The 19,893-nt window shown below is 60.7% G+C and carries 19 protein-coding genes; 2 read left to right on the plus strand and 17 right to left on the minus strand.

Annotation, left to right across the window (positions count from 1 at the left end):
* Nucleotides 1–75: 75 nt before the first annotated feature.
* The 9 genes from R4P64_RS26390 to R4P64_RS26430 form a co-directional block, all read right to left on the minus strand.
* Nucleotides 76–501: a hypothetical protein gene (locus tag R4P64_RS26390; RefSeq protein WP_317823286.1), complete on the minus strand. Its 426-nt coding sequence runs from the start codon at nucleotides 499–501 to the stop codon at nucleotides 76–78.
* Between the two features lie 87 nt (nucleotides 502–588).
* Nucleotides 589–969, minus strand: a complete 381-nt coding sequence (locus R4P64_RS26395; RefSeq protein ID WP_095886150.1) for a MerR family transcriptional regulator — start codon at nucleotides 967–969, stop codon at nucleotides 589–591.
* A complete protein-coding gene (locus tag R4P64_RS26400) occupies nucleotides 966–2,177 on the minus strand; it encodes an LLM class flavin-dependent oxidoreductase (RefSeq protein ID WP_233365946.1) in 1,212 nt (403 codons plus the stop codon). Before R4P64_RS26400 ends, R4P64_RS26395 begins: the two co-directional genes overlap by 4 nt.
* Entirely contained in the window at nucleotides 2,174–3,415 is a 1,242-nt protein-coding gene (locus tag R4P64_RS26405; RefSeq protein ID WP_233365945.1) for an MFS transporter, read from the minus strand. Before R4P64_RS26405 ends, R4P64_RS26400 begins: the two co-directional genes overlap by 4 nt.
* A gap of 68 nt (nucleotides 3,416–3,483) precedes the next feature.
* On the minus strand, nucleotides 3,484–4,467 hold the full coding sequence (locus R4P64_RS26410; RefSeq protein ID WP_317823288.1) for a DUF2332 domain-containing protein: 984 nt from the start codon (nucleotides 4,465–4,467) through the stop codon (nucleotides 3,484–3,486).
* A gap of 112 nt (nucleotides 4,468–4,579) precedes the next feature.
* Nucleotides 4,580–6,193 carry an ABC transporter substrate-binding protein gene (locus R4P64_RS26415; protein ID WP_317823289.1) on the minus strand — a complete coding sequence of 538 codons (1,614 nt, stop codon included), beginning with the start codon at nucleotides 6,191–6,193 and terminating at the stop codon, nucleotides 4,580–4,582.
* A 40-nt stretch (nucleotides 6,194–6,233) separates the two neighbouring features.
* Nucleotides 6,234–7,967, minus strand: a complete 1,734-nt coding sequence (locus tag R4P64_RS26420; RefSeq protein ID WP_317823290.1) for an N-acyl-D-amino-acid deacylase family protein — start codon at nucleotides 7,965–7,967, stop codon at nucleotides 6,234–6,236.
* Nucleotides 7,960–8,937: an alpha/beta hydrolase gene (locus tag R4P64_RS26425; RefSeq protein ID WP_230590162.1), complete on the minus strand. Its 978-nt coding sequence runs from the start codon at nucleotides 8,935–8,937 to the stop codon at nucleotides 7,960–7,962. The genes R4P64_RS26420 and R4P64_RS26425 overlap by 8 nt, the downstream gene beginning before the upstream one ends.
* Nucleotides 8,938–9,037: 100 nt before the next feature.
* Complete coding sequence (locus R4P64_RS26430) at nucleotides 9,038–9,655, minus strand: TetR/AcrR family transcriptional regulator (RefSeq protein WP_033234697.1); 618 nt, start codon at nucleotides 9,653–9,655, stop codon at nucleotides 9,038–9,040.
* A gap of 113 nt (nucleotides 9,656–9,768) precedes the next feature.
* Between R4P64_RS26430 and R4P64_RS26435 the strand changes: the two genes are divergently transcribed.
* Nucleotides 9,769–11,391, plus strand: coding sequence for a flavin-containing monooxygenase (locus R4P64_RS26435; RefSeq protein ID WP_141485912.1), 1,623 nt, complete (start codon nucleotides 9,769–9,771; stop codon nucleotides 11,389–11,391).
* A gap of 38 nt (nucleotides 11,392–11,429) precedes the next feature.
* Here R4P64_RS26435 and R4P64_RS26440 read toward each other — a convergent pair whose 3' ends face one another.
* From R4P64_RS26440 to R4P64_RS26460, 5 genes are all read right to left on the minus strand, one after another.
* Nucleotides 11,430–12,518: an alpha/beta hydrolase gene (locus R4P64_RS26440; protein ID WP_317823291.1), complete on the minus strand. Its 1,089-nt coding sequence runs from the start codon at nucleotides 12,516–12,518 to the stop codon at nucleotides 11,430–11,432.
* A 63-nt stretch (nucleotides 12,519–12,581) separates the two neighbouring features.
* Nucleotides 12,582–13,430, minus strand: a complete 849-nt coding sequence (locus tag R4P64_RS26445) for an SDR family oxidoreductase (protein ID WP_317823292.1) — start codon at nucleotides 13,428–13,430, stop codon at nucleotides 12,582–12,584.
* A gap of 323 nt (nucleotides 13,431–13,753) precedes the next feature.
* Entirely contained in the window at nucleotides 13,754–14,338 is a 585-nt protein-coding gene (locus tag R4P64_RS26450) for a TetR family transcriptional regulator (protein ID WP_317823408.1), read from the minus strand.
* Nucleotides 14,339–14,387: 49 nt separating this feature from the next.
* Complete coding sequence (locus R4P64_RS26455; RefSeq protein WP_317823294.1) at nucleotides 14,388–15,254, minus strand: amidohydrolase family protein; 867 nt, start codon at nucleotides 15,252–15,254, stop codon at nucleotides 14,388–14,390.
* A 251-nt stretch (nucleotides 15,255–15,505) separates the two neighbouring features.
* Nucleotides 15,506–16,753: an MFS transporter gene (locus R4P64_RS26460; protein WP_317823295.1), complete on the minus strand. Its 1,248-nt coding sequence runs from the start codon at nucleotides 16,751–16,753 to the stop codon at nucleotides 15,506–15,508.
* A 119-nt stretch (nucleotides 16,754–16,872) separates the two neighbouring features.
* Between R4P64_RS26460 and R4P64_RS26465 the strand changes: the two genes are divergently transcribed.
* The gene (locus R4P64_RS26465; RefSeq protein ID WP_317823296.1) at nucleotides 16,873–17,811 is read left to right on the plus strand and encodes a LysR family transcriptional regulator; all 939 of its coding nucleotides are present in this window, start codon (nucleotides 16,873–16,875) and stop codon (nucleotides 17,809–17,811) included.
* Between the two features lie 86 nt (nucleotides 17,812–17,897).
* Here R4P64_RS26465 and R4P64_RS26470 read toward each other — a convergent pair whose 3' ends face one another.
* From R4P64_RS26470 to pdxS, 3 genes are read right to left on the minus strand one after another with little or no spacing between them, the layout of a single operon-like run.
* The gene (locus R4P64_RS26470) at nucleotides 17,898–18,206 is read right to left on the minus strand and encodes an AzlD domain-containing protein (RefSeq protein ID WP_317823297.1); all 309 of its coding nucleotides are present in this window, start codon (nucleotides 18,204–18,206) and stop codon (nucleotides 17,898–17,900) included.
* Nucleotides 18,203–18,865 (minus strand): AzlC family ABC transporter permease, encoded by a 663-nt coding sequence (locus tag R4P64_RS26475; protein ID WP_239654719.1) that lies wholly within the window; start codon nucleotides 18,863–18,865, stop codon nucleotides 18,203–18,205. The genes R4P64_RS26470 and R4P64_RS26475 overlap by 4 nt, the downstream gene beginning before the upstream one ends.
* A gap of 26 nt (nucleotides 18,866–18,891) precedes the next feature.
* A complete protein-coding gene (gene pdxS / locus R4P64_RS26480) occupies nucleotides 18,892–19,800 on the minus strand; it encodes a pyridoxal 5'-phosphate synthase lyase subunit PdxS (protein ID WP_317823298.1) in 909 nt (302 codons plus the stop codon).
* Nucleotides 19,801–19,893 lie beyond the last annotated feature (93 nt).

Below are 19,893 nucleotides of genomic sequence, written 5' to 3' on the forward strand. Positions count from 1 at the left end.
TGTTGGCGTGATACCGCAACCCTCGAGATGCCCGACGAGCCGATGAGGCGGATCTGGGGTACACCGGTGAGCTGATCAGATCGTTTTTGTAGCGTCGGGCCGCCAGGTCGCAACTGCCCAGATGACCACGATATCGAGCGCGATGATCACGATCGACCACAGTGGGTAGTACGGCAGCCACAGGAAATTCGCCACGATCGAGAGCGCTGCGATGACAAAGGCCATCCCGCGGGCCCATGTCTGTCCCACGAACAGCCCCAACGACACCGCAATGCCGATGATTCCGAGGATGATATGTATCCAACCCCACGTCGTGACGTCGAATTTGAACGCGTAGTTGGTTCCGACCACTACGATATTGTTGTCGGCGAGAGCAGCGATACCTTGCAGGAGAGCAACGACACCTGCGACAAACAGCAGGGCAGCCGCCGCTACCGTAGTACCAATCGCAAAGCCCTGTCGGACAGGATGGTTCGCGGGAGCTTGGTTCGGAGCAGTCATGACGTCCCCTTCATCGGCAGAATAGCGTGTGAACAGTTTCCCGAGATTCAGTAGGGCGAACATCACCCCGAACGGGTGAACCCGCACTCACGTATTGGTTGGAACGGTATGCCGCTGCTGTACTTCCGTAATGTACTCACGGATGGCGTCCCGATTCTTGACCAGAAAGCGAATTTTCTCGTCCAACCCGGACGCTTCAGCCTCGAGCATCGCCAGCATCTCCGGTGTTACATCATTCATATGAATGACGCGTTCTTGATCCAGACACGGAAGGATCTGCCGAATCACTCGCGTCGGAAATCCCATCTCCAACAACCCTCGTATCTGGAAAACCCGATCGACCATACGTTCGTCGTAGTCCCGGTAGCTGTTTTCGGATCGTCTCGGAGCGATCAGGCTTTGTTCCTCGTAGTAGCGCAACAGCCGCCGAGATACCCGTGTCGCGGTGGAAAGCTCGCCTATCTTCATGTAGTTGAGGATGTTTCGAGCGAACCGAGGTGCAGGCGCTCACGCAGCGTGCCGGTCAGGCGATTCGATCCGAACACTAAGCCGAGTTGCTGAAGGACGAGTGGGATATCCGAGCCGTTCACCGCCGGCCGTAGTCGCACACCGTCTGCACCAGCTGCCACAAGCTCTTCGATCCGACGGACGAGTTCACCCACCGAACCGACAAATATTTCGGTGTCCGACGAATACGGAACACCTGACAGCTCGTCCAGTGTCCTCTTCTTGCTCACTGCCTCATGGTGAGTCGCACCGAGGAAGACGACAAGGTCCACCAGAATCGTCAGCGGTCTCGCGATCAAGTCTCGTTGCACTGCAGCGCATTCGGTTTCCACAGTGTTCAGAACGTCGCCGATGGTGACCCCGTTCGCGCTCGGAGTCGGCGTCACCAGAATCACGTCAGCTGCGGCAGTCGCCAACTTGTAGGGCACGTGGGCGTGATGTGCCAGCGCGAGAACGACGGGTTGCATATCCGTGGTGACCGGGACGCCGAGTGGGCCTGCGATGTCGTAGGTCGCGGTCGTGATTGGCTGGGCCGAGATCTTGTTGACATCGACGAATCGTCCGTCCGTCCCGTCTGAGAGTGCGTCTTCCGTCCACGTCGACCACAGTGCTCGGAGTATCTCAATCGACTCGGTAGCTTTCGAGAAAACTGGTGCCAGTCGGGTTCCGATCTTCTCGGGAAAGTAAATGTCGGACTCTTTCAGTTCCGGAACGGGCTGTGGGCGAACGAAATGACGTGTGTCGATGCTTCGCGAAGTGATCTGGGCACGAAGCCCGACTCTGCCTCCGCTCAGGACGTTGAGCGATGCTATTTCGGTGGCGATACTGTACGGCTCGCTGTGGGTGAGGTTTCTCGCGGCGATCACGCCAAGTTGTTGTGTTCCGAATACGGCCAGCGCGGTCAGCGCGACCGGCGACAGTCGACCGCGCACCTGGTCCTCCTTGCCGTCCATTGCCCGGAAGTCCGACGACTGAAGCCCAATCGATTCCTCGAAGGTCACGAAATCTACTACGGATGCATCGATGTCACGCAGCAACGCCAACCAATACGGAGCAGTGAACAGTTCGGTCGGCGTGTGACCCTGTAGTCGCCACGCCGCTGGATGCCATCCGGCAGGTTCCAAAGCGATGCCGATTATGGGTAAGCGGTGGAACTGTGGTGCGTTCATATGTGAACCTGATCTTCCTGATGGATGTGTGCGGGAGATCGGAACCCGCCACCGCGAGCGGTCAACATGATCACCACGGAGAGTAGGGCGAGTGTCACCGTCCACCACGGCAGAGATCGAGCGCCGTTGAGGGTCAGTAGAACTCCGCCCAACACCGCTCCTGCAGCCATAGCACCATTCCACAGCGTTGTAAGAAGTGCCTGAGCGTCGTCTGCGTGCGAGCCTGCGGCAACCGCTGCCGACGTTTGCAGCAGAGTCGGAATTCCTCCCCACCCCAGGCCCCATATTGCGGCAGCGACATAGACGAGCAGTGAATCCTCGGTCGTGACGGCCAGAACGGTTGCGGCAACTGCAATCAAGACGGCACTGACCACGGAGAAGGTCCGAAGCTTCGTGTGAATATGTTGACCTACAACAACAATGCTGATCAGGCATGCCACTCCGAACGTCAATAGAATGAGGTCGGTATCGCCTCCCATACCGATCGCCTCGAGGAACGGGGCAATGTACGCGTACATGATCGTGTGCCCCAACACCACAGTGAAGGTCACGATCAGAACTGCGTCGACACCGGGGATTCGTGCAGCGCCGAACATGCTCCGCTGTTTCCGGTTTCGCGGCCGGCCAGGACGATCCGGAACTGTCAACCCGATCACAACGAGTAGCGCAACAGCCAGACCCGACATGAGATAGAACGGCGCACGCCACCCGGCGGCATTTCCCAAGAATGTTCCGAACGGAACGCCGAACGCCAGAGACAGCGGAATTCCTGCCATAGCCACCGCGATGGCGCGGCCCTCGAGGTGTTTCGGGGCAAGACTTCTGGCGTACCCGGCAAGCAACGCCCACGCAATCCCCGCAGCAACTCCCGCGACAAAGCGAGCGGTCATCGTCAGAACATAGTCGGAAGAAAATGCGGTGACGGTGTTGGCGACCGCAAACCCGAGAATCGCGCTCAGCAGTAACACTTTCCGGGACCACGACGCCGTCGCTGCAACCAAAGGAACCGTCGTCAGCGCCGTTCCCAGCGCGTAGACCATGATCGTCTGCCCGGCAGCGGATTCACTGACATCGAGACTGTCACTGATTGCGGGTAGCACTCCAGCCGGGAGAGTCTCAGTCAGGCTGGTGATGAAGACGCACGCGAACAAGGCCAGTAGCGGGACTCTCGGAATCTTGTCCGGAAGACGTTGGTTGGTGCCGAGAACTTGTTGCTGTGAAGCGATGTCATCTGCCATGGACCGATTGTCAACCCTCACATCAATGTGAGGGTCAAGCATTCCACGCGTATCGGATCGCGAGTCAATCAATGTGATGCCGTGTGAGTTTCGTTCGTCCAGTCGAGAAACTGGCCATGGGCACCGGCTAACCCATGAGGTACACCCTCGAGAGAGACGACAAACTTACCGCGACGCGTCTGCGTTGACGTCGTCAACCGGTTGTCGATGGCCGGAAGAACTCCGACCCCTTCATTGGCAATCCAGTGGCATGGAAGCGAACCCACCGTGTCCACGAACGCCGCTCGATCCGACGGGGCGAGGTAGCTGAGAACAGCGCTGTGAAAGACCACCACAGTTGTGCCTCGAGGTGTCTGCTCGACGAGGTCCGCAATGGTGGAATTGAGATCACCGCGAATCAGATGTGGCGGATCCTCTCGAGCGAGGGCGGCAGCGTCTCGCAATCGCTGTCTGCGATGCTCCTGCTCGGGCCACACGAGACTCTCCAACCAACTCATGTCGTCGGCGTTGGTCACATCGAGTGGATTGAGGTCGATACCCGCCCGGTACACCACTTCTGGGGCCTTTTGCGGAATCGGCGGATTTCCGGTCGTCGCACATTCGAGCAGCACCGTGGACGGACCGTCTACCGGATGCAGATACCGGTTGCCGTCGTAGAGGTAGCTGTACCGGTCCGGATACAGACACAGGCCAGCGGACGCGCCGACCTCTATCAGGGCGAACGGACCCTTCAACAGTCCGAGGACGGGAAGCAGCACGGCGTCGCGACCCGTTTCGTTGGTCTGGATAGTCCGGGTGCGTGCGAGTTGTTCGACCTCGAACCAGTGCGCACTCACCCACCGACGAAACGACTCGTACGGAGCTATCGGGGCACCGAGATGACGGCTGGCGCCGAAGACCAGGTTCGGTTGCCGTCGGGGTTCTGGAAGTCGATCGATGAGGGCGAGGACCGCTGGGTCCTGTGAGACCCCGAAACCCCACTCCTCGTAGATCGCCGAATTTCCTCGCGCTTCCACTTCCGCGAATGATCGGTACCAGAGCGAAGTGTCCACCATCGATGTCTACCGAACGTGGTGGGGTTCGGAAAGGTTTTCGATCACGCTGAACAAGAACGACGGGGCCGCCGAGTGGATTCACCACTGAGCGGCCCCGCATCTCGCTTTCCTACGACGTCGAATCAGGTGTGATCCAAGCGTTTCCGAACAACATGATGCCGTCGGCGCTCGGCGTGATTCCGTAGACGTTCTTGCTCCACGGAATGAAGTACTTACCCGTGTTGACGACCAGCATGGGAGCCGTCTCGTTGACAAGGGTCTGGATTTTCTCGATCACTTTCGTGCGATCTTCGTCGGTCGGCGCCGATTGCATCTCGATCAGAAGGGAATCCATGGTCGCGTTCTTGTACCCGATCACATTCGACGACGATTCGCTGTACAGGTTGCCGTACATCCGGACGAACGGCGATTCGTCGAGCACGTTGAAGCCTGCATACCCGATGTCGTAATCATGTTGGGCGTACATGGTTTTCACGAGGTCGTTGATGCTGGTCGTGTACACGATCTCGACCGTGAATCCGACGGCCTGCAGCATTGCCTGGAACGCCAGCGCACTGCGCTGGGTGGCCGGGTCGTTCAAGCCCACATAGGTGAGCTTGCCGTCGTATCCGTCCGCCTTTGCTTCGCCCAGGAACTTCTTTGCAGCCTCGGGGTCGTACCCGTTTCCGGCGACGGATCCGTGCCACCGCGACCACGACTGGAACATATCGCTGCCGGGCATTCCGTAGCCGGCTTCGACCCGCTCGTTGAACGTATCGGGGTTGAATGCCGCCACGATCGCCTTACGAACCCGGACGTCGGACGCCGCTCGCCCCTCACGCTGATTGATGTTGCCGACACCGCCCATATTCACGGTGTAGACGTATCCCACGTCTCCCGCGCTCAGAGCGTTATGAACAACCTCTGCGCCTCGTAGGTATGCGGCCTGGACACCACCGGTGTGCAGGGCGTCGAGTTTGGCCTGCTCACTGACGATCGCCGGGAAGCGCAATGTGTCGAGATTCGGCTTACCGTTCCAGTACGCGGGGTTGGCCGCGAGCACCAATTCATCCTGAGAGGCGAACTTCTCGACGACGAAGGGGCCCGCTCCGATCGGCGCGAATGCTCCTGTTGTCATCGACGACGGTGCCACGATCATCCCGGGACCGGTGGTGAACATGATCGGGAACTCGTTCCACGGCTGCTTCAACGTGAAGACGACGGTAGCCGGATCGGGCGACTGTACGTCGGCAACGGTTGCCTTCCACACCTGGGTGTGAGTCCCCTTCTTCTCCAGATAGTGGTTGATACTCCACAACACCGCGGCGCCGTCCACCGGTGTCCCGTCACTGAATTTCGCTCCGTCGCGAAGCGTCAACGTCCAGACGCTGTTGTCCCCGTTGGCTTCGAGCGATTGTGCGAGTTGCGGTTCGAACGCCTTCGTTTCGGGGTCGTACCGCACGAGGAGGTCGTAGATCGCGGCCATTTCGTTGCCGCCGGTCGCACCGCCATCCTGCCGGTCGGCTGGATCGAGGCTGCTGACGCCGTTGTACGTCGCAAAGGACAGCGTTCCACCAGACGTCGGTTCACCTCCGTCCCCCTGATCGCCGACCAGTCCGGTCGTCACGTCCGACGTATCGGTCTCCGAACCCGATCCGCCCCCGGCGCAGCCTGCAATAAGCACAGTCGCCGCCGCCAGAGCAGTGAACGTGGTCGCGGCACGAGCGAATGAACTACGACGCATGTAGACCTTCTTTCCTAGGGTGTTCGGGAGGATATACCGTTCAGCGCGTGATTGATTCGGGAATCGGCCGAGCGCCACGCACCAGTCGTCCTGGTAGGGCGCCGGTGTGCTCGCCCTCCTCGAAGACAACTTCACCCGCGACAACAGTTGCGACATAGCCGGTGGCAGTCTGCATCAGCCGACGACCACCGGTTGGCAAGTCGTACAGCACTTCCGGGTGATCGGCCTGCAAACGGTCGAAATCGATCACGTTCAGGTCCGCCCGGTACCCCGGCAGTACCTGCCCGCGGTCCAGTAGACCAACCACCGCGGCTGTGTCTACGGTGTGCCGCTTGATCAACCACTCGATGGGAAACAATAATTCGGGGTTCCGGTGGTCACGACCCCAGTGCGTGAGCAGTGTTGTCGGAAAGCTTGCGTCGCAGATAGCGCCGCAATGCGCACCACCGTCACCGAGCGCCGGCACGGTATCCGGCCGAGCGAGCATCTCGCGGACGGCATCCAAATTCCCACCCGCGTAGTTGAGCATCGGGAAATACAGCAGACCACGACCGTCTTGCGCCATCATCGCATCGTAGGCAACCTCGACCGGCGACACACCGGAACGCTCAGCAAGCGCAGCGACCGAATCATTCGGTCCCGGTTCGTAGTTGGGCGGGTCGCCGAGAAGGTAGACGCTCTCGAACTTGGTCGAGAGTCTCTGCACGAACTCACTGTCCGATACCGGATTCTCCGCCAGAAGGGCCGCTTTGACCTCGGGGCGAGACAGCTGCACCACTCTCTCCTCGCGAGGAAGATCCGCGAGTGCCGCATAGCTGGGATACGCCATGAACGGATGCCAGCTCAGCTCCCAGCCGAGCATGACTCCGACAGCTCTCGGTGCCACCTGGCCGGTGATCGGAATATTCTGTTGCGCAGAGACTTCCGCCAGCCCATCCAGTAGTGACCGCCACTTGTCCGGCGCCCGGTCACTCTGGACGATGGACACGGACATCGGCCGCTGCGCTGCCTCGACTATGGCGCTGACAAACTCCATCTCCTCAGGTTCGTCCATGAAATCGGAGATGAAATCGATGACACCGGCCCCTGCCTTCGCCAGACCATGTGCCAGCCCGGTCAACTCCTCCCGAGACGCCGTCAGACTGGGCGTCGGCTCGCCGGCAGACGTCTTGTGCACCGCAGACCGCGACGTCGACCAACCGAGCGCACCAGCCTCGACTGCCTCGGCAACAAGGTCACGCATCCGGTCCATTTCAGCGTCGGTCGGCCGGGCCAGATGGTCACCTCCGCGCTCCCCCATTACATACGTGCGAAGTGCGCCGTGTGGCAGTTGCGCGGCAAAGTCGATGGCATGCGGCGTATCGATCGCGTCGAGATAGTCGGGAAATGACTCCCAGTTCCAGCTCATCCCTTCAGCGAGAACACTTCCGGGAATGTCCTCGACGCCTTCCATCAAGCTGATCAGCCAGTCGCGCTGCTCGGGTTTGACGGGTGCAAAGCCAACTCCACAGTTACCCATCACCACGGTGGTGACGCCGTGCAACGACGACGGTGTCAGCAACGTGTCCCACGTGACCTGTCCGTCGTAATGCGTGTGGATGTCGACAAAACCGGGGGTGACAAGCTTTCCGGACGCGTCGATCTCACGACGCCCTGCCTGGGATACCTCACCGACGACGGTGATCGTGCCGCCGTCGACAGCCACGTCTGCCCGCCGCGGCACGCTGCCCGTTCCGTCCACAACGGTCCCACCGCGAATCACCAGATCATGCATGGTCTACTGCCTCCGTCGAATCGGACTGCTGGGCAACGCCTTCGAACAAACGCGCTGTTGCTGCTGCGACTGCGGCAGCGGCCGCTGCCGCAGCCGCCGATACAGCCGTGAACTGGAGAAATCCGTGCGGCAGGCTTGGGAGGTGCTGCACCTCGACGGGCACCCCGGAACCGCGCAGCCGCTCGGCATACTCGAGGCCCTCGTCCAGCAACGGATCGTGTCCACCGACAACTACGACGGCCGGCGGCAGCCCGGACAGGTCCGCAGCGCGAATCGGTGCAAGATCGGGCGAGGTCCGGGCGTCCACGTCGGGGCAGTAATGATCGAGAAACCATCCCATCTCCCGTGCACCGAGGAACACTCCTGAGTTGGCGACGTAGGAATCCCGCGTCAGATCGGCGTCCACCACCGGATAGATGAGCACCTGCCCCAAAAGGTTGACGGCGTCATCGGACCGCATCAATTGCGCGCTCACCGCTGCGAGATTGCCGCCGGCGCTGTCACCCGTGACGACAATCCGTGGATCCAGCCCTTCGGATTCTGAAGCGACCCAGCGCAGCACCGTCAACGCATCATCCACGGCGGCCGGGAACGGGTGTTCCGGTGCCAGCCGGTAATCCACGCTCACCACCGGGACGCCAGCAGTCTCGGCGAGCAGCCGGCACATCGGGTCCGCGTAATCGAAATCCCCGGTGACCCAACCGCCGCCATGGAAATGCACGACGGTACCGGCGTGTGTCTCGTCCACCGGCCGGTAGATCCGCACCGAAACCCCGTCACCTACTGCATGCGTTTCAATCGACGCCACCTCGGGCCCAGGTGCGCAGGCCTGCAGCGCACCTCGTATCCGCTCACGCGCATCCGCTGGAGACAGCTCAACCATCGGCGGAAGCCCTGCCCCCGACGCCGCGTCCGCGACGGCCTGAAATGCCGGATCCAACGCACTTCGCTCCTGCACACCACTTGTCATGAACTAGAATCTAACTCTAGTCTGTGAATATGACAACGGTCACATCAAAATCGCGAGTCGTCGTGCGGCTGTGTTTACGAGCGTCGAACGCCGCCTTCGCTCAGACCGTGCCGTTCAACGAAAAGATCATGTCGACAGTGCGATCGAGCAGTCGATGAACCTCGGCGGCTTCCTGACGTCCCAATCCGAAAAGTACCAACTGATGAGTCAACACAGCGGTCACAATCGACACGATGTCCGCAGCGTCGCCCGCGGGCAGATCGGCAAGTTGCGCGCGATACGAGATCAGCACCTGGTCGGAGAATTCGGCAAAGATCTCGGACACAATCGGATCCGTCGACTGCCTGAGTGTGCTTTGCAAACGAAGAAAACTCGGATACTCCTCGAACCGACGGACCGAGTGGTGCAAGCGCACCCGTATCCGCTCGGCGGGCGAGCGCGACGTATCAACCGGGTTTCCGTGCTTGATCGGATCCGTCGCCGACCAGTCTCGCAACACCGCCGCATACAGGTGCTCCTTGGACGTGAAATACCGATATACAGTTCCGAGCGCAACGCCGGAACCCTCTGCAACATCACGGATTTGGATGCGCTCGAACTCGTCCGCAACCAACAACTCGCCGGCGACATCGATGATGTGTTGGCGCCGCGCCTGTTGACCTTTGGGCAACGACGCGGGATCCAATTGCGCCGGCCTGTCGTTGGGCCCTGCGTCCACGTTTGCATTCCTCCCGTTACATCCGAACAGCGTGCGGCGTACTCACAGCCTGCACTGATGCTACTGGCACATCCCGTCGTCCCCGCCCCTCACCGTGAATCGAGGCAGTCCCCATGCTGAACAACCCTCCGCAGACTCCAGATTGCGACGCAATTGTCGTGGGCGCCGGATTCGCCGGCCTCTATGCGCTGCACAGCCTTCGGCAACGAGGCCTCTCCGTTCGAGGGTTCGAAGCAGGTAGCAGCGTCGGCGGAACCTGGTTCTGGAACCGCTACCCCGGCGCCCGGTGCGATGTCGACAGCGCCGACTACTCGTATTCATTTGACGACGACCTTCAGCAGGAATGGATCTGGACAGAACGCTTCCCCGCGCAGCCTGAGATTCTCTCGTATCTCGAGCACGTCGCCGATCGATTCGACCTGCGCAAGGAGATCACATTCGGAATTCGTGTGACATCAGCCGATTTCGACGAAACGGCGGGATTGTGGACGATCACGACCGACGACGGAGATTCTGTCACCGGTCGGTGGGTCGTCATGGCAACCGGTGCACTCTCATCCGCGCGAATGCCAGAATTAGCCGGCCAGCAGGATTTCCGCGGCGAGGTCCATCACACCGGACACTGGCCGTCTCAGGGTGTCGAGTTCACGGGTAAGCGCGTGGGCGTCATCGGTACCGGATCGTCCGGGGTACAGGCGATCCCGCTCATCGCCGAGCAGGCCGAACACCTCACCGTATTCCAGCGGACCCCGGGATTTGTCATCCCAGCGCGCAACCGGCCACTCGGACCCGACGAACTCGACGAGATCAAGGCCGACTACCCCACCCGCCGCCAGAACCTGCGCGAATCCCACGGTGGCTGGATTCTCCCGCCGCCCGTCGGGCTGGCACTCGAAACCGCGCCGGAAGTCCGTGACAAGGAATACGAGAGCCGCTGGGCCGGCGGCGGAATCGCCTTCCAGAACACCTTCGGCGACATCATGATCAGCGTCGACGCCAACGAGACCGCCGCTGAATTCGTACGATCGAAGATCCGCGACACCGTCGAAGATCCCACTACGGCAGAGGCACTGTGCCCCAAGGGGTATCCATTGGGTTCGAAGCGGTTGTGCATCGGAACCGACTATTACGAGACTTTCAACCGCGACAACGTCACGCTGGCGGACCTCCGCGCCGCACCGATCGAGCACATTGTGCCCGAGGGAATCCAGACCTCAGCGGGACTGCACGAACTCGACATGATCGTCTACGCCACGGGATTCGACGCCATGACCGGCGCGTTGAACGCCATCGACATCCGCGGGCGCGATGGCATAGCACTACGCGAGACCTGGGCGGCTGGGCCACGCACGTATCTCGGCGTTGCGGTTGCGGGCTTCCCCAACATGTTTGTCCTCACCGGACCCGGCAGCCCCTCGGTCTTGTCCAACGTCGTGGTCTCGATCGAACAGCACGTCGAGTGGGTAGTGGACTACATCGACCATATGCGCCGCGTCGGCACGCAGTTCGCCGAAGCTACCCATGCCGCTCAAGAGCAGTGGGTAGACCACGTGACCTCCATTGCCGCGGATAGTCTCTATATGCAAGCGGATTCGTGGTATCTCGGCGCCAATGTTCCCGGTAAACCGAGAATTTTCATGCCATATATCGGCGGCGTCGGAAACTATCGAAACCTCTGCACTCAGATCGCCGCCGACAACTATCGCGGGTTCACAACCACCCCCGAACTTGCGTAGCTGTGTATAGCGACGGCGCTACGTCCTGAATTGCTTGCTCACCGAGGCTGGACGTGTTCGTCCAGAAACTGCTGGGTCATGTCGGCAATCTCGGACGCGTTCGCGTGAAACAGGTAGTGGTGGCCGTCCAATATTTCGACCCGTTGAATCGAAGGGTTGGTAATTGCCGCGCGGTGCGACGACTCCCATTCCGGGTCGGCTGTGAGTGACGACGACGCGAGAATAGACATGGCCGGCATAGTCGGAGGCAAGGTAGCGCCCTCGACGCCTCGTACATTCTCAGCTTCGTGCGCGGTCTCGGCGAGCATCGTTGAATTCAATACCCACGAGTAGGAACGCAAATATAGTTCTTGCTGCTCAGGGGTATATTCGGCGGCGTCGCCGAGACTTTCTCGGTAGTCGGCCGCGAGCCCCAAGTAATCGGTATTCATATCCAAGTAGATCAAGTCCCGTACCCCGCCGAGCGCCGTGACCGTAGACATCCAGCCCGGCCACTCCGGCGCACCTTCGGCAAGTTCGGACGTATATCGCTCGTCGTCGACTCCTACTACCGCGGCCACCTCGTCAGGATGGTTGGAAACCCACCACATCGCGTACAGACCGGAAAGGGAATGCGGCATAAGAACATAGGGTCCGTTCAACCCCAGGGCACTCAGCGCAGAACGGGTCTCGTCGACGATTGCTTCGCTGGTTCGCGGTGCGTCTGTGCCGTCACTGAGTCCCAACCCGAAGTTTTCGACGGTAACCACCGTGTTCGCCTCAGCGAGGCGTCGCGCGAGGGGCGCAAAATCGAGGATCGGCTCAGGTGTACCCAAACCTGGCATGAGGACGATGGTACGTGGGCCGGAGCCTTGAATCGCAACGCTCATCCGATGTCCGTCCACCTCGACGTAACGGTGCGAGGGACCGATCAGCGCCTCGATGGCTTGCTTGTCCCGTGGAGTTTGCCACCGATGATTGATGGTCGAGATCGCAACAGCACCAACAACTATCGCGAGCACGGAGACGCAGATCCATCGCACCACGCGAAGGAATCGCCGCCGCGGCTTGCGGCCCGTCGAATCACCGACCTGCTCCTGCGATTGCGGCTCGACGACAATTGGATCAGTTCCCCTGGTGTCCCCCACACGACTAACCTAGCCGACGCCGCTTCTGGAGATCAGGCAGAAGGCAATTGTCGGAATTTGCCGTCAACCGGGCAGCGTTTCTCCGCCGATCGGCGCAAGCACCTCCCCGGAGTAATAAGACGACATAGTTTCCGAGGCAAAGAACACGTACGAGGGTGCGATCTCGTCCGGCTGGGCTGCCCGCCCGTACGGTGCCTGTTGACCAAAAGACTCCACCTTGTCCTTGTCCAATGTCGCCGGTATCAGCGGCGTCCATACCGGGCCAGGGGCAACACAATTGACGCGAATCGATCGCTCACGCAACGACTGGGACAGTGAGTACGTCAGCGCAATGACGGCCCCCTTGGTCGCCGAGTAGTCGATCAAGCTCTTATTTCCGCGCAGGCCGTTGATCGACGCCGTGTTGATGATCGACCCACCGCCTCTCAGATGGGGAACCGCGGCCTTGCTGACGTGGAAATAGCTGTCGATGTTCACCGCGAAGGTCCGACGCCACTGCTCGTCCGACAGCTCGACGAAGTCATCGACCGGTTGTTGGTAGGCAACATTGTTGACGAGGATATTCAAGCCTCCCAGCACGTCCACCGTCTGCCCGACCACATCATTGCAGTGGTACGGATCCGCGAGGTCGCCCCGCATCAGATGACACTTTCTGCCTTGATGCGCAACAAGTGCGGCGGTGTGATGGGCGTCGGTGTCTTCCTCGAGATAGGCAATCGCGACATCGGCTCCTTCCTTGGCAAATGCAACAGCCACAGCCCTTCCGATACCGGAATCGCCACCTGTGATCAATGCACGCTTGCCGTCGAGCAGGCCCCGCCCGACGTAACCGTTCATCTCGTCGCGGGGTTTTTCACTCATGTCGCCGGTGTGCCCGGGGTATTCGATTTGCTCTCGCGGATGCTCACTCATCACAAGCCCCTCTCGTTGTGCTGCTGTTCGCGCTGCCAGCGATCAGCTACCCGGCGAGTCCAACACTGAAACCCGAAACCCACCTCAGGGTTGGCGAACGGAGTATTGGGGAACACGACCGGCATGATCGATCCTTTTGCGTTGGCGTACAACACCCCGTCGGGTACCGGGCCCGATCCGGTTCCGCCGAACCCCGTGCCTGAACCAATCCCGCCAGCGCCGGAACCCGTACCGCCGACGCCACCGCCGGTACCCCCGACTCCAACGCCGCCCAACCCCTATCCACCGGACCCGATTCCCCAGATCCCGTAAACGACGCATCTCTAGGAGTAATCGCGCAAGACCAGTCGACATATCTCCTCCACATTGCGCAGCGCCTCTGGATAGCCGATGCGACCGGTGGTCCACAAGATCAACGAATTAAGCATCACACTGCCAATGGAAAGCGACGCCAGACGAGCCAACTCAGCCGGGACTCCGTCCATCAGTCCGAAAATCACCGAGCGGTTGGCGGCGGCTCGCTCGTCCATCGTGTCCCGAACGTAAGGGTCGTCCGACGTCTGCATGTCGACCTCGAGCCGCGCAAAGTGGGGCCTGCGGTGGAATGCCTTCATCTGGCGGCGATACAAGTCGAGGACTCGATCAAGGACTGAGTCGTGGCCGCCATACCGCGCACGTCCACTCGCATGTTCACGTGCAAGCCGATCGGCGAGGATGTCGTTCCACGCAACTATCGACGCCGCCATGAGTTGCTGTTTGGCCGGGAAATAGCGGTACACCGTTCCGAGCGCGACGCCCGACCGTTCGGAAACCTCGCGCATCTGGACCTTGTCCGGGCTCATATCGGCGAGCATCTCGATGACAGTGTCGGTGAGTGCCTTACGACGTTCGAGCTGGGATGCCGTCATGTCGTCTGGGATCAGCGGAAAGGCGACAGATGCATCGGTCACTGCGCGATCACTCCTTCAACTTCAGAACCTTGCGGGCGTTCAAATGCAGGAACTTCGGCCACACGTCCTCGTTGAACGGCACGTGCGGCATGTCCGTGAAGATGCGGTCCAACGTCAATCCGGCCGGAAAGTAGCCCGCATAGATGATCTTGTCGGCGCCACGCGAATTTGCGTAATCAACTATCGCCGTGGGGTAGTGCTTCGGCGCGAAAGCCGACGTCGAATAGTACAAGTTCGGCCACTTCAGCATCAGCTTGACAGCTAATTCCTCCCACGGTTCACAGCCGTGCCTGGTGACGAACACCAGATCGGGGAAATCGAACATCACGTCGTCGATGAGTTCCACATGCTGCACAGCAGATTTCAATCGCGGCCCCGCGATACCGGCGCACGCAAAGATCGGGATATCGAGTTCGACGCACTTCGCGTAGATCGGATACATCTGGGGCGCGTTGAGAGCCACCTGCGGAAAGGTGCCAGCGGCAAACGAACTCACCGATCTGATGCCAAATTCCTCGTACTCACGCGTCATTGTCGACAGCGTGCCCATGATGTCGTTGGGGTCCACAGCGGAGCCTTGTGGAACAAAACGGTCGGGGAACCGTTGCACTGCAGTCCTACCCGACTCTGTCGCCACGGTGACCATACCGATCTCGATACCGTGCTTGTCCATCTCACGCAACGTCACCGACACCGGGTCGTCGGTGGGCAATTCCTTGGGCACACCTTTGAACATGTACTCGGCCGGAAACTCGAACGACTCGCGACTTTCCCGGTCCTTGGTCTGCTTGGTGATGAAGTCGTACTCGTGCCCACCGGCTTCACGGAAGCCAATGAGAGTGTCGATGATCGGAATGTCCTCGTACGACGCCATACTTGCGACTCCTCCACCGTCGGTTCACCTACCGAATCGAATTCGAGAAATGAAACTGTGTTCTATTTATTGGTGAGCCTCAGAGTAGAGCTTGGTCGCGTAGATGTCCATCGCCGCTGGATCACGAAATATACAGATAATATGCTGCTTCGGATGCCGGTGATACATCATGTTCTGACCGTCCCAGCGCATCGCGCATTTGCATAGATCTGAAATATTGTTCTAGATCATGGACGCCACGTCTGAGTGAGTCATCCTGCCCGGACGCCTTTACCCGACACACCAGCCTCGGGTGCGGTCATATGTGCCCGTTGAGGCAACAGGAGCGGGGTGGCAAGTAGGAGAAGGCCTGCCGTCGTGATCCCGGCCAGCGGGCTGGTGAGTGTCGCGAGCACGCCCCACACCAACATGAGCGTCGCCTGGGCGAGTTTGCTGCTGACGCTCCATGTGGTGAGGACCTGCGCGGCGTGATCGGCAGAAGTGCGCTGCAAGCGTTCGGTCGCATTAATGGGATTGAAGATGCCCATACACGTGATCAACAGGCCCTCAACGATAATCACCGTGATAAGTCCGGCGACGCCGGGTTGGGTGAACGCGAGGCCGAGCGGGAAGATCGAGCGCAGCCAACCGGAGACGATCATAACGCGGTAGCGCCCGTACCGAGCGACGAGTGGCGCGGAAAGGCGGGCACCCGCGAAACCCCCGAGTGCTGGGATGCCGAACGCAAGACCGTATTGCCAAGCGGGGAAATGGTATTGACCGAGAAGGAGGACGGCCAGGAGGGGGCTGGTTGCCATGATCAGGCCACTGACTATCACGGAATTGAGAAACAGACGTTGTAGGACGCGGTCGGCGTGAATGTGCCGCCAGCCGTTCAACAGGTCAGTGGCGCGCACTCTGGTGGGCGCGCCTCCAGGCGCCTCGACGTCGTCGCCACGAATGCGGAGAACCCCGAGAGCGGACAGCAGAAAGCTGAAGGCGTCGGCCGCGACTGTGACGACTGGACCGAGCAGTCCGATGAGCGCGCCGCCAAGGGGCGGCCCCGCCGCGGTTGCCACCCAACTCGTGCCTTCAAATCTTCCGTTTGCGACAAGGAGGTGATCGCTGCGAACGACATGTTTCAGATATGCGCCCGAAGCGGCAGAGAAGACGATACCTGCGGTTCCGGAGACAACCGAGACAACCAGCAGTTGCCCATAGGTCAGGATGTCGAAGAAATACGCGATCGGAATACTCGCCATTGCGAAGAATCGGGCCAGGTCCGTCGCGATCATCACCGGCCGTTTTGCCCTGCGCTCGACCCACGGCCCGAGCGGGAACGCAACGATCGCGGCAACGGCAAGTCCCGCCGATCCCAGGAGCGCGACTGCAAATGCCGATGAGTGCAGCACTTGCACAGCAATGAGGGCGAACGCTCCGAAGGCAAGCCACGTGCCGTAGGTGCTGATGGCGTAGGCCGTCCACAGCCAGCCGAAACTGCGCCCCAAGTCCACCCGCATACAACTCCCCTTTGCAACGCCGACGTCGGCATGAATCACACCAGCTGTACCGACGCACGATCAAACAACCGACAGTCGGCGAGCCACAACGATCAGTTGTGCATGAATAGGCTGGGTGAATGGATACCGAAGCAGTGCGATCATTCGTACGGGCGGCAGAGCTCGGACAGCTGCAACATGCAGCCAACGAGCTGGGTGTGACACAACAAGCCGTCTCGAAGCGTATCGCCGCCCTGGAACGCGAGCTGGAAGTTCGGTTGTTCACCCGTACCGCCCGCGGAGTCGAGCTGACGCTTGATGGTCAAGCATTTCTCCCGCATGCGCGGGACATCGTCACTGGAGTCGAGCGCGCCATCACTGCAGTCCGACCAGGTTCGCGGGCACTTCGAATCGACGTTCTCGGCCTGCGTAGCGCACAGGCCGTTATTCTGCACGACTATTGGCGGTCACATCCCGAAATCAATCTCGACGTAGTGACTCTCAGAGTCAACGACCCGCGCGTAGCCGTCGCCGCCGTCGAGGCCGGCGAAATCGACGCCACGTTTCGCACCGTGACAGATCCGACGATGTTGCCGCGCGACGTGCGCACGATTCACGCTTTCGATTCCCCATTGGAACTCCTTGTCGGACCACGACATCCACTTGCCTCCTCGCGAACACTGACGCCACCTCAGCTGCGCCGGCATCGGATCTGGGTACCGGGTATCGCGCCCCGCACCGAATGGGGAGAGTTCTACGATCAGCTCGCCACCGAATTCGACTTACGCATCGACGCCACCGGCCCGCACTTCGGCGACGAAGTCCTTCTCGAGACCCTCGCGGACTCCGCGGACGTGGCCACTCTCGTCGGTGCGCGCGACCGCTACATCTGGCCGACTAACTACGACCTGCGCCGCATACCGATCGTGAATCCAACTCTCGCATATCCGCTTTCGCTCATTCTCCGCACCGCGAATCCACACACTTCACTAGCGGCGATCATCAACCACTTCGGAAACCTGACACCGCTCCCGGAAACCGTATGGCGTCCGTCCTGGGCAACGTCAACCCCGCGCTGACTGAGATACCGGGCCGACCGCGGCACATCGGGGATCGACAAGAGGTTCCACACCCATTCACGCACGGTGATTCATTTGATCACTCATCACGTAACGCCGGCCAGACGCAACAACGCGGTCACCGTCGCCGCGCCCACCACAATCACCACGAATGGTGCACGGCGCCAAATCAGTACGCCTGCGACAGCAACACCGAGCACCCGCGCCCACCCGGCAAAACCGTCACCGGAGTACACGGTCTGCGTAGCGGCCAGCGATACCAACAGTGCGGTTGCGCCCAACCCGAGCATGCGTACCGCCCGCGGACTGAGATGAATTCGATCCCGCAACAGTGGGCCGGAAATACGAAAGCCAAAGGTTCCCAAGGCAATCAGGCCGATGATCCACCAACTCATCGGTTACGGCCCGCAGCGATCAAACCGAGCAAGCCGGCGATGACGCCGAGACCGGCAGGCAACACGGGCGTCAGAACCACCGCAATTGCCGCCCCCAGCAACGCAACCCGGCGGTCGAGCCGGTCTCGCCACGCTCCGGCGGTGAGCGCCAGCAGTGCTGCCGGAAATGCCGCGTCGATACCGAGCGCGTTGGGATCGCCCAGAAGATTGCCGCCGACTGCGCCGATCGCGGTACCGATATTCCACGCAAGAAACAGCGTGATTCCCGCAGCGAAGAACGTCTTGCGGGCACGAGCCACGTCACCGTGCGACGCAAGCTCCGCTGTGGTGAAAGCTGTAGCTTCGTCGGTCATCAGGTGCGCGCCGAAGATGCGTGAGCGCCAACTCCCCCGCAGAACGTCGGCAAGCACCAATCCGTACGGCAGGTGACGCGCGTTGAGAAGCAGCCCACCAAAAACGACAGCGGCGGGGGCTGCACCTGCAACCACCGCCGCCACCACGAGAAACTGAGCTCCGCCCGCGTAGACGATGCCCGACAGAGCAATAACCTGCGGCAACGACACCCCCGCCGCTACCGCAACCGCTCCGAACGAGGCGCCGACCAACGCCATCGCCAATCCCAACGGGAGTAGAGCCGCAAGGGATTGACGATCAGGCACCAAATCAGATTACCGCCCTGCGAAAATCACCAACCGCGCTCGGCGAGACGATGTCCGACGGGCAGGTCGTCGACGTTGATGCCGACCATTGCTTCGCCCAGTCCGCGAGAGACCTTGGCGAGCACGTCCGGGTCGTCGAAGAACGTCGTGGCCTTGACGATGGCCTCGGCACGCTGCTGCGGGTTACCGGACTTGAAGATGCCCGATCCGACAAACACGCCCTCGGCGCCGAGCTGCATCATCATCGCGGCGTCGGCCGGGGTCGCGATGCCACCGGCGGTGAACATGGTGACGGGAAGCTTGCCGGCCTTGGCAACCTCGACGACGAGCTCGTACGGAGCCTGCAATTCCTTTGCCGCGACGTACAGCTCGTCCTCGCTGAGCGAGGTGAGACGACGGATCTCCGCGCGGATGGTGCGCATGTGGGTGGTGGCGTTGGAGACGTCTCCGGTGCCGGCTTCACCCTTGGAGCGGATCATGGCCGCACCTTCGTTGATACGACGCAGTGCTTCACCGAGGTTGGTAGCACCACAAACGAAAGGAGCCGTGAACTTCCACTTGTCGATGTGGTTGGCGTAGTCGGCCGGGGTGAGAACTTCGGACTCGTCGATGTAGTCGACGCCGAGGCTCTGCAGGATCTGCGCTTCGACGAAGTGGCCGATACGGGCCTTCGCCATGACGGGGATACTGACTGTGGCGATGATGCTGTCGATCATGTCCGGGTCACTCATACGCGAGACGCCGCCCTGGGCGCGAATGTCTGCGGGGACGCGCTCGAGTGCCATGACAGCTACAGCGCCGGCGTCTTCGGCGATCTTGGCCTGCTCGGCGGTGACCACGTCCATGATCACACCACCCTTGAGCATCTCGGCCATACCGCGCTTGACGCGTGCGGTGCCAACGGCAGTGGTGGGGGCGGAATCGGGGGTGCTCACAGCAAACTCCTGCAATAGTGGCGTGATGATCGAACCCCAGAACTGTAGAACGAACCGGCCTTTGATTCCGTAGCCAATTTGCCATTGCTGGCC

This window comes from Rhodococcus sp. IEGM 1366, from assembly GCF_033142425.1.
GTDB lineage: Bacteria > Actinomycetota > Actinomycetes > Mycobacteriales > Mycobacteriaceae > Rhodococcus_F > Rhodococcus_F globerula.

Bases quoted from the DNA above. Each gene is read 5' to 3' on its own strand.
- R4P64_RS26390 (WP_317823286.1), bottom strand. From the start codon at position 501: ATGACTGCTCCGAACCAAGCTCCCGCGAACCATCCTGTCCGACAGGGC.
- R4P64_RS26395 (WP_095886150.1), bottom strand. From the start codon at position 969: ATGAAGATAGGCGAGCTTTCCACCGCGACACGGGTATCTCGGCGGCTG.
- R4P64_RS26400 (WP_233365946.1), bottom strand. From the start codon at position 2,177: ATGAACGCACCACAGTTCCACCGCTTACCCATAATCGGCATCGCTTTG.
- R4P64_RS26405 (WP_233365945.1), bottom strand. From the start codon at position 3,415: ATGGCAGATGACATCGCTTCACAGCAACAAGTTCTCGGCACCAACCAA.
- R4P64_RS26415 (WP_317823289.1), bottom strand. From the start codon at position 6,193: ATGCGTCGTAGTTCATTCGCTCGTGCCGCGACCACGTTCACTGCTCTG.
- R4P64_RS26420 (WP_317823290.1), bottom strand. From the start codon at position 7,967: ATGCATGATCTGGTGATTCGCGGTGGGACCGTTGTGGACGGAACGGGC.
- R4P64_RS26425 (WP_230590162.1), bottom strand. From the start codon at position 8,937: ATGACAAGTGGTGTGCAGGAGCGAAGTGCGTTGGATCCGGCATTTCAG.
- R4P64_RS26435 (WP_141485912.1), top strand. From the start codon at position 9,769: ATGCTGAACAACCCTCCGCAGACTCCAGATTGCGACGCAATTGTCGTG.
- R4P64_RS26445 (WP_317823292.1), bottom strand. From the start codon at position 13,430: ATGAGTGAGCATCCGCGAGAGCAAATCGAATACCCCGGGCACACCGGC.
- R4P64_RS26450 (WP_317823408.1), bottom strand. From the start codon at position 14,338: ATGACGGCATCCCAGCTCGAACGTCGTAAGGCACTCACCGACACTGTC.
- R4P64_RS26455 (WP_317823294.1), bottom strand. From the start codon at position 15,254: ATGGCGTCGTACGAGGACATTCCGATCATCGACACTCTCATTGGCTTC.
- R4P64_RS26460 (WP_317823295.1), bottom strand. From the start codon at position 16,753: ATGCGGGTGGACTTGGGGCGCAGTTTCGGCTGGCTGTGGACGGCCTAC.
- R4P64_RS26465 (WP_317823296.1), top strand. From the start codon at position 16,873: ATGGATACCGAAGCAGTGCGATCATTCGTACGGGCGGCAGAGCTCGGA.
- R4P64_RS26470 (WP_317823297.1), bottom strand. From the start codon at position 18,206: ATGAGTTGGTGGATCATCGGCCTGATTGCCTTGGGAACCTTTGGCTTT.